The 13318-nt window shown below is 69.5% G+C and carries 16 protein-coding genes and 1 pseudogene; 3 read left to right on the forward strand and 14 right to left on the reverse strand.

Features of this window, described 5'->3' with window-relative positions:
• Nucleotides 1-121: 121 nt before the first annotated feature.
• Both panC and OG555_RS09515 read right to left on the reverse strand, forming a co-directional pair.
• A complete protein-coding gene (gene panC / locus OG555_RS09510; RefSeq protein ID WP_328525813.1) occupies nucleotides 122-949 on the reverse strand; it encodes a pantoate--beta-alanine ligase in 828 nt (275 codons plus the stop codon).
• Entirely contained in the window at nucleotides 946-1788 is an 843-nt protein-coding gene (locus OG555_RS09515) for a Rossmann-like and DUF2520 domain-containing protein (RefSeq protein ID WP_329482446.1), read from the reverse strand. The genes panC and OG555_RS09515 overlap by 4 nt, the downstream gene beginning before the upstream one ends.
• Before the next feature lie 80 nt (nucleotides 1789-1868).
• Here OG555_RS09515 and OG555_RS09520 point away from each other — a divergent pair, with 80 nt between their 5' ends.
• Together OG555_RS09520 and OG555_RS09525 are read left to right on the forward strand one after the other, a co-directional pair.
• Entirely contained in the window at nucleotides 1869-2429 is a 561-nt protein-coding gene (locus tag OG555_RS09520) for a 2'-5' RNA ligase family protein (RefSeq protein WP_329482447.1), read from the forward strand.
• Between the two features lie 245 nt (nucleotides 2430-2674).
• A pseudogene (locus tag OG555_RS09525) lies at nucleotides 2675-3013 on the forward strand (SAM-dependent methyltransferase); the annotation flags it as partial.
• 155 nt (nucleotides 3014-3168) lie between these two features.
• Here the strand turns inward: OG555_RS09525 and OG555_RS09530 are convergent.
• Together OG555_RS09530 and OG555_RS09535 are read right to left on the reverse strand one after the other, a co-directional pair.
• Complete coding sequence (locus tag OG555_RS09530) at nucleotides 3169-4581, reverse strand: PH domain-containing protein (protein ID WP_329482448.1); 1413 nt, start codon at nucleotides 4579-4581, stop codon at nucleotides 3169-3171.
• Nucleotides 4578-5066, reverse strand: coding sequence for a PH domain-containing protein (locus OG555_RS09535; RefSeq protein ID WP_329482449.1), 489 nt, complete (start codon nucleotides 5064-5066; stop codon nucleotides 4578-4580). Before OG555_RS09535 ends, OG555_RS09530 begins: the two co-directional genes overlap by 4 nt.
• Nucleotides 5067-5092: 26 nt before the next feature.
• On the opposite strand from OG555_RS09535, the gene OG555_RS09540 reads away from it, so the two are divergent.
• Nucleotides 5093-6298 (forward strand): NADH-quinone oxidoreductase subunit D, encoded by a 1206-nt coding sequence (locus tag OG555_RS09540; protein WP_329482450.1) that lies wholly within the window; start codon nucleotides 5093-5095, stop codon nucleotides 6296-6298.
• 282 nt (nucleotides 6299-6580) lie between these two features.
• Here the strand turns inward: OG555_RS09540 and OG555_RS09545 are convergent, their stop codons facing one another.
• The 10 genes from OG555_RS09545 to OG555_RS09590 form a co-directional block, all read right to left on the reverse strand.
• Nucleotides 6581-7537 (reverse strand): hypothetical protein, encoded by a 957-nt coding sequence (locus OG555_RS09545; RefSeq protein WP_329482451.1) that lies wholly within the window; start codon nucleotides 7535-7537, stop codon nucleotides 6581-6583.
• A 59-nt stretch (nucleotides 7538-7596) separates the two neighbouring features.
• Complete coding sequence (locus OG555_RS09550; protein WP_329482452.1) at nucleotides 7597-8385, reverse strand: inositol monophosphatase family protein; 789 nt, start codon at nucleotides 8383-8385, stop codon at nucleotides 7597-7599.
• Between the two features lie 24 nt (nucleotides 8386-8409).
• On the reverse strand, nucleotides 8410-8805 hold the full coding sequence (locus tag OG555_RS09555; protein ID WP_329482453.1) for a hypothetical protein: 396 nt from the start codon (nucleotides 8803-8805) through the stop codon (nucleotides 8410-8412).
• 45 nt (nucleotides 8806-8850) lie between these two features.
• Nucleotides 8851-9291: a hypothetical protein gene (locus OG555_RS09560; protein WP_329482454.1), complete on the reverse strand. Its 441-nt coding sequence runs from the start codon at nucleotides 9289-9291 to the stop codon at nucleotides 8851-8853.
• Between the two features lie 11 nt (nucleotides 9292-9302).
• Entirely contained in the window at nucleotides 9303-9827 is a 525-nt protein-coding gene (locus OG555_RS09565; RefSeq protein ID WP_329482455.1) for a DUF3180 domain-containing protein, read from the reverse strand.
• A 2-nt stretch (nucleotides 9828-9829) separates the two neighbouring features.
• On the reverse strand, nucleotides 9830-10387 hold the full coding sequence (folK, locus tag OG555_RS09570) for a 2-amino-4-hydroxy-6-hydroxymethyldihydropteridine diphosphokinase (protein ID WP_328525803.1): 558 nt from the start codon (nucleotides 10385-10387) through the stop codon (nucleotides 9830-9832).
• Nucleotides 10384-10773 (reverse strand): dihydroneopterin aldolase, encoded by a 390-nt coding sequence (gene folB / locus OG555_RS09575; RefSeq protein ID WP_328525802.1) that lies wholly within the window; start codon nucleotides 10771-10773, stop codon nucleotides 10384-10386. Before folB ends, folK begins: the two co-directional genes overlap by 4 nt.
• Entirely contained in the window at nucleotides 10770-11252 is a 483-nt protein-coding gene (locus OG555_RS09580; protein WP_328525801.1) for a nuclear transport factor 2 family protein, read from the reverse strand. The genes folB and OG555_RS09580 overlap by 4 nt, the downstream gene beginning before the upstream one ends.
• Nucleotides 11249-12046 (reverse strand): dihydropteroate synthase, encoded by a 798-nt coding sequence (folP, locus tag OG555_RS09585; RefSeq protein WP_329484791.1) that lies wholly within the window; start codon nucleotides 12044-12046, stop codon nucleotides 11249-11251. Before folP ends, OG555_RS09580 begins: the two co-directional genes overlap by 4 nt.
• 104 nt (nucleotides 12047-12150) lie before the next feature.
• Nucleotides 12151-13299 carry a S1 family peptidase gene (locus OG555_RS09590; protein WP_329482456.1) on the reverse strand — a complete coding sequence of 383 codons (1149 nt, stop codon included), beginning with the start codon at nucleotides 13297-13299 and terminating at the stop codon, nucleotides 12151-12153.
• Between the last annotated feature and the right edge of the window lie 19 nt (nucleotides 13300-13318).

A 13318-nucleotide genomic window follows, 5' to 3' on the forward strand; every position in this document is an offset into this window, starting at 1 on the left:
GAGGAGCGGAGGGAGCGCAGCGACTGGAGCGACGAGGGAAGGCCGGGAGTCAAAGCCCCGTGACCCCCGCGCCGGAGGCGCGGCATTCAACACGGTCATCCCGCGACGGTATCAATCGATTTCACCTGAGCGTGATGGAAATGTTGTCAATGAGACGGGTGGCTCCCACGCGGGCGGCGATCAGCATGCGGGCCTCGCCGGGGCCGATCACCGGGCCGAGGTCCGGTGCGCGCAGGGCGAGATAGTCGATCCGGACCGACGGGACCGCCTCGAGCTCGGCGTGGGCGGCGGCCATCACGGCGTCCGGGCCGTTCATCCCGGCCTTCGCTCCGGCGGTCAGTGCGCGGTAGAGCACCAGCGCCTCGTCACGCTCGGTCTCGTCGAGGTACCGATTGCGTGAGGACAACGCGAGTCCGTCAGGCTCCCGCACGGTCGGCACCGGCACGATGTCGACGTCCCAGTCGAGGTCACAGATCATCTCGCGGATCAGCGTGAGCTGCTGGTAGTCCTTCTCGCCGAACAGGGCCAGGTCGGGCGCGGTCAGGTGCAGCATCTTCGCCACCACCGTCAGCACGCCGGCGAAGTGGCCCGGCCGGACCATCCCCTCGAGCTCGTCGGCCAGTGGCCCGGGATGCACGGTGATGGACGGCTCGTTCGGGTAGAGCTCGTCGCGGGACGGGTTGAAGACCAGGTCGACGCCCTCGTTCTTGGCGATCGCCAGGTCACTGGCCAGCGTGCGCGGATAGCGGTCGAAGTCCTCGGAGGGCCCGAACTGCAACGGGTTCACGAAGATCGTCAGCACCACACTGCCGTCCGGTCCGACCCGCTCGCGGGCCTCGGCCAGGAGCGCGGCATGGCCGTCGTGCAGGGCGCCCATCGTCATCACGACCGCCCGCGGCCGGATCGCCGCGGCCGCTCGCAGTTCGGCCTTCGTCTGGGTGAGTCTCATCGCGGTGCCTCCCCTGTTCGATCCCGCTCGAGCACCTCGTCGAACCGTGCCACCGTGTCCGGGTCCAGTCGTCCGTCGGCCGCCGCCAGTTCCACCGTCGCGCGGGCCAGTTCGGCGTACGTGCTCGCCGTCCGGTCCCGCAGTACGGACAGATGTGCTGCCACCGTGTCGACATCGCCCCGGGCGATCGGCCCGGTGAGCGCATGATGACCGGATCGCAGCGTGTTGTCGAGGGTTGCGGCCAGCAGCGGACGGAGTGTCGCGGCCGGATCCGCCACGCCTGCTTCCCGCAGTACGCCGACCGCTTGGGTGAGCAACGTTGTCAGGTGGTTCGCGCCATGTGTGAGACCGGCGTGGTACCGCGCCCGCTGCTCGTCGGCCACCCACTGCAGCTGAGCCCCGAGAGACTTCACCAGACGCTCCACCATCGGCCGTGCCTCATCCGGCGCGGTCGCCGTGAACATGATGCCGTCCAGACGCACCGCGGCCCCGGGAAACGTCATCGACGGGTGCAGTGCCACCGGCATCGCGGCCAGCCCGGCCAGCGGTCCGAGTCCGTGGGCGCCGGACAGGTGGACGACGTACTGCGCACTGGTCAGCGGCAACGTGTGGGCCACGTCGTGGATCAGGTCGTCCGGTACGGCGACCAGGACGACGTCGGCACGAGTGGTGACCTCATCGGCGGGCAGCACGGGCACATGCGGAAGAAGACGGGCGGCGCGTTCGCGTGACGCGCCCGACCGTGCGGTGACACCGACCAGGGGATGTCCGGCTGCCGCCAAGGCTGCTCCCACGGCGGTTCCGGCCCGGCCGGCTCCGATCAAGCCGATCCGTTCCATCACTCAACTCTCTTCGTTCCAGTCCCGCGCGGGGTACCAGACGATCTCCCTGCCAGCGTAGGTGATGAGAGCATGCCTTGGTGAGCGATGCCTTGGCCGCGCGGAGTGGATTGACCGCGATTCTGATCACAGTCCCCGAACTTGCGGCGTACACCGAGCGCTGGCGCTCGGTGTCGCGGTCGACCGCGCGATCACACGTCCCACTGACCGAGCTGATCCCGCCACACGTCACTGTGCTGGTCCCGTGGGTCGCGGAACCCACGGAGGCCGACGTCCGGCGACTGGCGGATGCGGTGGCGTCGTTCGAGCCGTTCGAGCTCAGCTTCCCGACCGCGGGTCAGTTCCCGAACGGCACGGCGTGGCTGAAGCCCGAACCGTACGACGCCGTCGTCTCGTTGCTGTACTCGGTCTTCCAGGCTTTCCCTGAGCATCCTCCGTACGGCGGTGAGTTCCCGGACCCGCAGCCACACCTGACCATCTCGTCGTCCGAGCAGGGTGGTCCGGCGGTCGTCGCTGAGGCCCGTGAGGCTCTCGCCGCCGCGCCCGCGCCACGTCTTCAGCTCACCGAGCTCGGGCTGTGGCGGGAAGGCGAGGACGGCGTGTGGCGCCAGTTCGACGCCGTACCGCTGGGTGCGCGGTGACCACGTTCCGGGCGGCCTGGCAAACGGCGCTCTACGGCCCCGGCGGGTTCTACCGGCGGGAACGCCCAGCTGCCCACTTCCGTACGTCGGTGCACGCGTCGGCGCTGTTCGGTCAGGCCATCGCCCGGCTGGCGCGTGCGGTCGGTGCTGATCAGGTCGTGGACATCGGCGCGGGATCCGGCGAACTGGGCAAGGTGTTGCGCGACGAGGGTTTGCCGGTGGTGGAGATCGAGCTGGACGACGACATGCCGTCGGTTCTGACCGGTCTGGTGATCGCGAACGAGTGGCTCGACAACATTCCGTGTGAGCTGGTCGAGTGGGACGAGGACGGCGTACCGCGCTATCTGTCGGCCGACCTGACGGTAGGAGATGTTGTCGACGGCAACGATCTGGACTGGTTGCGGCGCTGGTGGCCCGGCGAACCCGGCGACCGCGCCGAGATCGGGCGGACCCGCGACGAGGCCTGGGCATCCGTGGTCGACCGGTTGGCGGATGGTGCGGTCGCGATCGCCATCGACTACGGACATCTGCGCACCGACCGGCCGCCGTACGGGACTGTGACCGGCTTCCGGGCCGGGCGGGAGTGCGAGCCGGTCCTGGACGGCTCGTGCGATGTGACCGCGCATGTGGCTTGGGACTCGCTGGGTGGGTCTCTCGTGCTCCAGCGGGACGCTTTGCGTGCTCTGGGCGTCACTGCGGCCCGTCCGAGGCTGGAGCTGGCTCAGACGGAGCCGTTGCGCTATGTGGCCGAGCTGTCGTCGGCCGGCGAGGCAGCCGAGCTACTGGACCCCTCTGGGCTCGGCGGGTTCGGCTGGGTGTGGACCGCGGTCGGAGCGGACGCCACCCGGCGTGCTTCGCGGGCTCTGTCTGCCTGAGCCTGGACCAGTTGCGCGGCCTCGAGTTGGTCGCGGTGAAGCGCGATGGCGTCCGTCGGGCCGAGTGGAGTGTCCACGTGGACGTTAGCCAGGCCTAGCCGCCGTTGGAGCGGGCCCTGCTCCAGCCGCACGGACTGTGTCTTGTGGTGCAGCACGATCGACGTACGGCGACTCACCCAGCCGCGGACTGTGACCAGCACCTGGTCGTCAGCGCCGTACGCGAGATAGCGCCAGCCGACGGGGCGCAGCCACTTGGCCCGCTCCGGCGCAACGTGCATCTGGATCCTCGCGAGGTCGAGTCCTGGGAGGATGCGGGCCAGCACGCCCGCGACCTCGCCACGGTCGCCGACCGGCAGGAGCTGGGCGCCCTGGCGCTCGTCGTCGCCGTCCTCCTTGTTGCCGGCCACACCGGCGATGTCCAGCTCGACCCGGGCCCAGCCGAGCAGACGCCAGATCAGCGGCTCGGTGATGAGCAGGCCTTGCACGCGGCCGGGCGGGATGGTCTGCCGCTGCACGTCGAACAGGCCGCGCTTGGTCCGCAGACCATGGCCGCTCTCCGACAGGGTGAAGCCGTGGTTGCCGACGACCTGTTTCCAGATCGGCTGCACCACACCGAACAGCAGCGGCAGAGCAGCGAACAGACCGATGTGGAAGTCGAGCCACTCCGTCGCGACGATCAACCAGATCACGGCCCCCGCACTACCGAGGACTGTGGACGACAGCAGGGTCGCACCGAGCAGGCGGGTCGTCGGGACGACCAGAAGCGGTGCCGACTCCACCTGCTGTTCCTGCTGCTCGGCGACGCGCTCGCCCTTGGCCCGGACCAGCAGGATCGTCCGGAGCTCGACGGCCTCGTCGTACCGGAAATAGCTCAGCTTGCCGTCGCTCTTGCCACCGCCGGCCACGTCCATCCGCAGCTCGGCCATCCCGAACAGGCGGGCGACGAACGGCTGGGCCACGTCGATCGCCTGGATCCGGTCGAACCGGATGATCCGCGTCCGCCGGAACAGGAATCCGCTGTCCACCCGGATCGCATCGTCGGTCAGCTGCCACTTGGTGAAATACCAGGACAGGGCGCCGAGCAGGCTGCCGCCGACGAGTACGGCGGCCAGACCGATGCCGGCGAACGTCAGATTGCTGCGCAGACCCTCGTTGTTGACCAGTGCGACGGCCGCGACGACGAAGTAGCCCCAGCCCTTCACGAACGGGGTCAGCGGATGCAGCCGCGCCCCGGTCTGCTCCACGACCGCGGTCTGCCCGGGCGGATGCTCGGTCACAGGCCCCACGCCTGGGCCTGACCGAGGGCGGAGAGACGGTCACGCAGCCGGCCGGCCTCGTCCGGGTGCAGGCCCGGGATCTTGGCGTCGGTCGCCGGTGTCGCGGTGTGCAGCTCCACGGTCGCGATCCCGTACGCGCGCTCCAGCGGCCCCGCGGCCACGTCGACGAACTGCATCCGCCCGTACGGCACGACGACAAGCTCGCGGAACATGATCCCGTGGCTGACCAGCAGCTCGTCGTCGCGTTCGGCGTACTTCCAGGACCTCTGGTTCCGGCCGATCAGGACCCACGACCAGCCGAGGGCGGCCAGGGCCACGAGCAGCGCCAGGCCGCCGTACACCCAGCCCAGGGTCAGTCCCAGCCCGAACAACGCCGCCAGCCCGAGCACGCCGGCCATGATCGCCGCGTTCAGCCGGCGGACCGCCGCCAGCTTCGGCGAGACCGGCGTCCAGCTGACATCCGAGGGTGCGAAGAGGTCATCCACAGGTCCAGCCTGTCACGATAGAGGGCATGAGCACTGAACGAGTTGTGGGAGTCGGCGCCGGAGCGGCCGGATTCGACCCCGCCTACGAGCGCGGCGGGACCGGGAGCGGCTCGGAACTGGCGACCACCGACATGGTGCTCAACATCGGTCCGCAGCACCCGGCGACGCACGGCGTACTGCGGCTGCGGCTGACGCTGGACGGCGAGCGGATCGTGGGGTGCGAGCCCATCATCGGCTACATGCACCGGGGCGCGGAGAAGCTGTTCGAGGTCCGCGACTACCGGCAGATCATCGTGCTGGCGAACCGGCACGACTGGCTGTCCGCGTTCGCCAACGAGCTCGGCGTCGTCCTCGCGGTCGAGCGGATGATGGGCCTGGAGGTACCGGTCCGTGCGGTCTGGCTGCGCACGCTGCTGGCCGAGCTGAACCGGATCCTGAACCACCTGATGTTCCTCGGCTCGTACCCGCTGGAGCTCGGCGCGATCACGCCGGTCTTCTACGCCTTTCGCGAGCGGGAGACGATCCAGGCCGTGATGGAGGAGCTCTCCGGCGGCCGGATGCACTACATGTTCAACCGGGTCGGCGGGCTGAAGGAGGACCTGCCGTACGGCTGGCTCGGTCGCGCGGCCGGCGCCTCGGCCGCGGTCCGCAAGCGGCTGCCCGACATCGAGGACATCGTGCTGGGCAACGAGATCTTCCGCGCCCGCACCGTCGGCGTCGGCAGACTCTCCCCCGAGCTCGTCTCGCAGTACGGCGTCTCCGGCCCGATCGCCCGCGCCTCCGGCGTCGACGCCGACCTCCGCCGCGACGAGCCCTACCTCGGGTACGACGAGTTGCTGCGCGACGGCGTACTCCGGGTGGTTACCCGGACCGACGGCGACTGCTTCTCCCGCTTCTCGGTGCTGCTGGAGCAGGTGAAGGTGTCGCTCGACCTGGTCGACGCCTGCCTGGACAAGCTGTCGGCGCTGCCGGCCGGGCCGATCAACGTCCGGCTGCCGAAGATCCTCAAGGTCCCCGAGGGCCAGACCTACGCCTGGACCGAGAGCCCGCTCGGCATCAACGGCTACTACCTGATCTCCCGCGGCGACAAGACCCCATGGCGCCTCAAGCTCCGCTCCGCCAGCTTCAACAACATCTCGGCCCTGCCCGCGCTGCTGCCCGGCACGATGATCCCCGACATGATCGCCATCCTCGGCAGCATGTTCTTCGTCGTCGGCGACATCGACAAGTAGCCGCACCCCGAAGCGCAGCGGCGACGCGCGTCGCCGGGCCGGGTCGGCGGGCAGGCGGCAGGGCGGGTCGGGGCGGCGGGGTGCCGGCAGGGCGGTCGGGTCGGTGGGGAAAGAGGCTTGCATCTGGCGACGAATTCCTTCCCCACCGACCCAACCCGACCCGCCACCGCCCCGCCGCCGTACCTGACCGTCCCCGACCCCGTCCCTCACAGCGGTGGGGAAAGAAATCTGCATCTGGCGACGAATTCTTTCCCCGCCGTCCCCTCTACCCGGCCCTGCCACTCAGCGGACCGGGCAGGTCGGGCTGCACGGGTGGGCCGGGAGGTTTGGATCATTACGGCGCAGGACGTGCAGGACCTGTACGGCGGCGTCGCACGGGCGGCTGGTGACGTCGAGCCAGCCATAGTGCAGGGAGACCTCCGAGCGCAGGGCCGCGCGGTTGTCACGCGCGAGATCCCGCCATCGCTGTCGCGGGGCGAAATGGAAGCGGCCGTCGAGTTCGACCACCAGATCGAACGGCAGATAGGCGACGTCGGTGAACTCGCCGTCCTCCGCGCGCTGCCGCTGCCCCGACGGCAACCCGTGGGCGCGCTCGACCTTGTGCAGGTAGTGGAGCTCGAGCAGGGAATGTGTGCCCTCGGCGACATCCGCAAGAATCGATCCCAATACGGCCCGATGACAAAGCTGCGGCCTGTCGGCGAGTGCGCGCAGAATCTGGTCAGGCGTCACACGGGCACTCTGACAGGCCTCGGCGATCACCGCTGCCGCGTCGTCCAGACCGGCGGAGATGCCGACGATGTCCAGCACCGCGTCCGCGGGCCGGCGTCGCGGTGGGACGACTGCCGCCAGTCGATCCTTCCATTGCCTGTCCCGCGTGATCACGAGGCCGGGGCGAGCGCGAACCCGCCGCCGCCAGGGGATGGTCACGTACACCGGACGCCGGTCATCGCACTTGATCAGGCCGAGCTGCTCCGCAGCGGTGTAGTGACTCCAGGCCGCCTCCGGCCCGGCGTAGAGCAGGGCGGCGACGAGCCGTTCGTCGTACCCGATCGGACCGGTGTGCGTCGCGTAGACCCCTGGATGAACCGTCCGCCACCGCCGGCCGCGCAGTCGTCGGCGGATGTCGGTGTCGGCCAAGCCCGCGGCCAGCGCCTGGGTGCGCGACACGATCTGGTGCTGGGCATGGATCAGGACCTGGAGGCCCTCGTCCTCGAGTTGTTGCCGCCACCACCATTCCACCCGGACCAGCGTGACGGATCTCCGCGACCGACGTCGGCGAGGCTGTGGACAACTCCTCGTCAGGCGGGAGTCGAGGCTTGCCGAACCAGTTCGAGGAGTGGGTCCGCAATGCCGGCAGCGACCGCGAAAGTTCCGCGGGAGTCTGGCGTGTGCTCGGAGCCGTCGAGGTCGAGCACCAGCAAGCCCGCCTCCCGGCAGATGCTGACGCCGGCCATGGTGTCCCAGGGCTTGTTGGAGAACATGATCGTGGCGTCGAAGTACCCGTTCGCGGTCCAGGTCAGCGCGGTGGCCGCCGTACCGATCATGCGGAGGCGCTGAGCGCGCGGGTAGAGCCGCTGGGTCAGGGCGAAGCGCTCGGCGTTCTGGGCTTCCGCGTCGGGGCCGACGGCATAGTCGCCCACGGCAACCAAGGCGTCGGTGAGGTCACTGCACTCGCTGCCCCGGATCGGCTTGTCGTTGCATGTGGCGCCGAGCCCTTCGGCAGCGGCGTACCTGGTCCCGAGCGCCGGGTGGTCGATCACGCCCGCCACCGCACGGCCCTCGTGGATCAGCCCGAGCGAGATCGCCCACAACGGAACACCGTGGATGAAGTTGACGGTCCCGTCGATCGGGTCCAGCACCCAGCGCGTCCCGTCGGTCGCGCCGCCTTCCTCCTCCCCGAGTACGCCGATGTCCGGCGTCTCGCGTTCGAGGAACGCCCGCACCTCCCGTTCCACCGCGAAGTCGACCTCGGACGCCATGTCCCGGTCACCCTTGGAGGTCAGCGCGCCCGGTCCCCGGGAGTCGGTGATCACCCGTCCGCGATCGACGGCGGCTTCGGCAACCTTCAGCAGCTTGGCGAGATCCACCCCCAAAACCTACGCGACCACGCCTCAGGCCGTGTCGAGCGCCCTGCGCTTGCGACGCCAGGCGGCCGCCGCGGCCACCGTGCCGATCGCCAGTACGCCCGCGGCAGCGGCCTGGCCGATCTTGATCGGGCAGCCGGACGCGCACTGCGGGATCGGGTACGGCTGCCCGGGATTCAGCTCGTGGGTCTCGTCGGCCGACACGTACGCCTCGTCCGCCGGGAACGGCCAGCCCTCCGGATTCAGCAGGCGGTACCAGTCGGCGTCTTCCCACGCCTTCCGCTTGCACGTCACGTTCACCGACGGCGACTCGAAGGGTGTCGGACCCAGCTGCCCGATCGGCAGGTGGTCCTGGTTGTAGACCGTGACGTGCCCGTTCGGGTCGTTCATCGTCACGGCCGGGTAGTTCGCGTCCAGCCCCATGCTGATCCCCTCCCCACCTCGCAGTATGGGGGCGGGACGGCGTACTCAGGAAGCGGCCAGGCCCCGGAGTTTGAGGTCGACGACGGTGGGGGCCTCGGCCTGGGAGTGTTTGTCGCCGGCGGCAACGACCGTGGCCACCTCCTGGTCGATCTTGTCCAGGCGGGCGTCGATCTTGTCCAGCCGGCGTTGCATCAGGTCGACGAACTCCGCGTTCTCGACCACGCGGGCGCTGGTGATCCGCGAGTACTCCTGGGCCACCTGGGCCCGCTCGTCGGAGTGGGCCAGGCGTTCGACCAGTAACTGGTGGCGGAACAGCACCGAGGCGGCGATCGCGATCACAACGGCGGCTACCGCGGCGGCCCGGAGAATCCAGGCGTTCTGCGAGAAGAGCGCGGCACTCACGCCCAGGCAGACAAAGATCAGCAGACCGTTGGCGACGGTGAGAACTGTGGTCCTGGTTCGACGGCGGCTACCCCTTGACCCCATGGACCGACATGTTAGGGGGTCTCGTCGGGGTCCTCGGGAATACGACACGCGCGTTCGAGCAACAATCCGGCCGTGACGACCAGCACTGAGATCACTGCCGCGGCACCGGCCATGATCACACGGTTACGAGGCCCGGAGGAGCCCATCGCCTCCAGGAAGGATAACGCGAACCCTGCGTAAACCCCGGCGCACAACGCGCCGACGAACGCGCTCGCCTTCCCGATCAGCAACAGGAACACCGCGCGGGACGGTTCCATCCGCTCCCGGCGGACCTGGATCCGCTGATGAGTGTTGCGGGCCGCGGCGAACAGCAGCGCGGCCAGGAAGCTCCAGGCGATCAGGGTCAGCCAGGAGACGGCCGGCGCGACACCGCCGCTGGACTCGATCGCCTGCACGATGGTCACGCCGATCGCCGCCCCGAGGACTGCGATCGCGATCAGCAGCCGGCGTGAGGTCGGCCGGACCGAGCCCGGACGCGGCGGTTCCTTGCCGGGCTCGTTACTGGGCGCCTGGCCTGGCTCGGGACCGCCGGACACCACTACTGCAGCTCGATGTCGAGCTTGGTCACGCCCTCGGTGCCGACCTTGGCGAGCAGTTCGGTGACCGGGCCATGACCCGGCAGCACCGCGTCCGGCTCGATGTCGAGCCAGGGCGCGAGGACGAACGCACGCTCGTGCGCCCGCGGGTGCGGCACGGTCAGTTCCTCGGACTCGATCGTCTTCTGGCCGTACGTGATCAGGTCGACGTCGAGGGTCCGCGGCGCGCCCGGCACGCTGCGCTCCCGGCCGAACGCCTGCTCGATCGCGTGCGCGCGGTCCAGCAGCAGGTCGACCGACAGCGTCGAGTCGGCCAGCAGAACGACGTTCAGGTACGGGCCGGACTCGTCCGGGCCGCCGACCGGCTGGGTCTCGTAGAGCGGTGAGACCTCGACCACCACGACGTCCGGGGTGTCCCGCAGCGCATCGACCGCGCCCTGCAGGTTCGCCTCACGATCGCCGAGATTGCTGCCGAGCGACAGGATGACCTGGCGGATCGGCTTCAGGCCACCGCTCAGGGTGTCCGCGTCGATGACGTGGGGACTAGGGGTCTCAGTCACGAGGATTCTCCGGCTCTGCGCTGCACGGTCAGGACAACGTCGTCGAACGGCACCGTGATCGGCGCCGAGGGTTTGTGGATGGTCACCGCGGTCGCTGTCACCCGCCGGTCGGCGAGGCACAGGTCGGCGATGCGCTGGGCGAGGGTCTCGATCAGATCCACCGGGTCGTTCTCGATCGCCTGGTGCACCTGCTCGGCCACCACCCCGTAGTTCACGGTGTCGGCCAGGTTGTCGGAGGCCGCGGCGGGCCTGGTGTCCAGCTCCAGCCGGACATCCACGACGAACTCCTGCCCGTCGGCTCGCTCGTGCTCGAACACTCCATGGCGCCCGAACCCACGGATACCACGGATCTCGATCACATCAGGAGTTAGCACGGGACCGCTCATTCCGCCTCCTCCTGTCGGCCCCCAGACGACAGTACCGGTGAGGCATGGTGGATCCACAACCGCCAGCCGGTAGAAGTTCGACGGAAAACGTTCGTGGCGAGCGCCTTGCCGCCCGCGAACCCCTCCTCGGGAGCACCTTCACCCGAGGACAGGACATTCTCCGTACACGTGACGTATGCCACGTCTTCATCCACGCGCACCTGCACATCGGTGAGGAAGAACTGGATGTACGGCGTGTTCGCGAAGATCATCGCCCAGGCGCGCATCATCTCGGCGTATCCGGAGATGGCCGCGTTCCCGGGGTGGATACAGACCGGGTCGGGCTCCGGCAGCCAGACCGCCGCCATCAGGTCCAGGTCGCCGGCCTCGAACGCGTTGTAGAACGCGGTGTTGGCGGTCAGCACGACGTCCTCCACCGAGGCACCGCGCGCGCCTTCGCCTCCTGCGCTCCGGCGCGGACTGCCCGGTCCGTCCGTCATACCGCTCCCCATCTCTTCGCCACCCGGACAGCGTCCGCGCTCGGCGCCACCGCGTGCGCCCGGACACACCAGGCTCCCGCTGCGGCGGCCAGGGCGGATACAGCCGCGCTCGCATCGTCTCGTCGTACGGCCGGTCTGGGTTCACCGGTCTGCTCGTCGGCGAGCAGCCTACCGAGGAACGCCTTCCGGGACGCACCGATCAACAACGGCCGATCCAGTACGGCGAATTCCCGCAACCTCCGCAGGATCTCCCAGTTGTGGTCCGCGTTCTTCGCGAAACCGAGTCCGGGGTCGAGCGCGACCCGGCCGAGATCGACGCCGGCCGCACGGATCGCGTCGATCCGCTCGGCGAGTTCCGCAATCACCTCGGCGACCACATCGACGTACTCCGCCTTGTTCTGCATGTCGATCGAGTGGCCACGCCAGTGCATACAGACATACGGCGTACGGCGCTCTGCCACCAGCGCAAGCATGTCCGGGTCGGCCTGGCCGCCGGACACGTCGTTGATCATCACCGCACCGGCGTCGAGGGCGAGTGCGGCGACGCCGGCTCGCATGGTGTCGACCGAGATCAGCGCGCCCTCGGCGGCGAGCGTCTCGATCACCGGGAGCACCCGGCGGATCTCCTCCTCGGGCGCGGGCCGCTCGGCGCCCGGCCGGGTCGACTCCCCGCCGACGTCGAGCAGATCGGCCCCGTCGGCCAGCAACTCCCGGCCGTGCTTGATCGCGGCGGCCGGCTCGAACCACTCACCGCCGTCGGAGAACGAGTCCGGTGTCACGTTGACGACGCCCATGACGAGACACCGGTCCAGCACCGGCAGCCCGTCGACGTGACCCCACGACCCATCGCTCACCCGACCACCGTAGTGGCCCCCACCCCCAACCCCACCAGGTGGGATCAGTTACTGAGGACCAACCGTGACTTGGTGGCTTGAAGCGCTTCTGCGATCGGCTGTGCGTAGGACTCGTTGGTCTGGCCGTACTTCTCCAGGCACTGCCCGTCGATCAGCGCGGCCCCACTGGTGATGCCCTGGGCGTAGTTGCCGGTCATGTTCGCGCCGCCGGAGTCGCCGGCCTCGACGCACGCGGTGTGCTGGAAGAGCCCGCGGACGACCTTGTTGCTGCCGTAGTTGACGGTCACGTTCCGGGCGACGATCCGGCCGCAGGTCCAGCCGGTGCTCTTGCCCGACTTGCAGAGCGTGGATCCGACGGTCGCGTTCGCGATCCCGCGGACCGCGATGTCGCCGGCTCCCCAGCCCTCGACGTACCCCTGCTGGTCCCAGCCCTCGATCACGCCGACCGTGCCGAAGTCGTTGCCCGGGAAACTCGACGTCCGGGTGTTGCCGAGGATGTAGCCGTTCCGCGAGAACGACGGTTTGCCGGCCGTGCAGTGCCCGGCGGTCAGGAAGATCCGGGTGCCCTTGGTGGTCCGGGCGTTGAAGCCGAGCGAGCAGACATACCCGGTGTTCTTGTCCACCTGGACCCCGCCGCGCAGGCTGAAGTCGTCGGCGGTCGTGGTCACCGTGCCGGCGACGGTGCGGACCGTGACCCGGTCGCCGTTCGCTTCGGCGCGGGACAGGAACCGCTCGGTGAGCTGGTCGTGCGCGCCCGCCGGCACGGTGACGACCACGGTGCCCGAGACGGGATCGACGTACCAGGACCGGACCTTGCCCGCGCTGGAGCCGGTGGCGAGCTGGTCCAGCTCGCGCTGCACGACGGTCAGCTGGCCGATCGTGAAGCGGACCAGCCGCGGGATGGCGCCGGCCTCGCGGACCAGCTCGGCGGCGGTCAGGTCGGACACCGCGACGACCAGGTCACCGGCGTCGTCGTAGTAGCTGCCGACCACGCCCGAGTCCGGCTCGAGGTGCTCCTCGAGTGCCTCCGCGACCGCCGGCGACCGCTCGGTCACCTTCCCGACCGGATCGGACTTCTGCCCGGTCGGCTTGGTCCGCGTCTCGGCGGTGGCCCAGTTCGCCGCGACCAGCCCACCGGCCGTCAGTACGACGACCCCGGCAAGAGCGGCGCCGACCCGGAAACGCCCCGACATCCTGTCCTCCTCACACCGG

It is taken from the genome of Kribbella sp. NBC_01484 (genome assembly GCF_036227145.1).
GTDB lineage: Bacteria > Actinomycetota > Actinomycetes > Propionibacteriales > Kribbellaceae > Kribbella.

Bases quoted from the DNA above. Each gene is read 5' to 3' on its own strand.
- OG555_RS09515 (WP_329482446.1), bottom strand. From the start codon at position 1,788: ATGGAACGGATCGGCTTGATCGGAGCCGGCCGGGCCGGAACCGCCGTG.
- folB (WP_328525802.1), bottom strand. From the start codon at position 10,773: ATGAGCGGTCCCGTGCTAACTCCTGATGTGATCGAGATCCGTGGTATC.
- OG555_RS09590 (WP_329482456.1), bottom strand. From the start codon at position 13,299: ATGTCGGGGCGTTTCCGGGTCGGCGCCGCTCTTGCCGGGGTCGTCGTA.
- folP (WP_329484791.1), bottom strand. From the start codon at position 12,046: ATGGGCGTCGTCAACGTGACACCGGACTCGTTCTCCGACGGCGGTGAG.
- OG555_RS09540 (WP_329482450.1), top strand. From the start codon at position 5,093: ATGAGCACTGAACGAGTTGTGGGAGTCGGCGCCGGAGCGGCCGGATTC.
- panC (WP_328525813.1), bottom strand. From the start codon at position 949: ATGAGACTCACCCAGACGAAGGCCGAACTGCGAGCGGCCGCGGCGATC.
- OG555_RS09560 (WP_329482454.1), bottom strand. From the start codon at position 9,291: ATGGGGTCAAGGGGTAGCCGCCGTCGAACCAGGACCACAGTTCTCACC.
- OG555_RS09555 (WP_329482453.1), bottom strand. From the start codon at position 8,805: ATGGGGCTGGACGCGAACTACCCGGCCGTGACGATGAACGACCCGAAC.
- OG555_RS09580 (WP_328525801.1), bottom strand. From the start codon at position 11,252: ATGACGGACGGACCGGGCAGTCCGCGCCGGAGCGCAGGAGGCGAAGGC.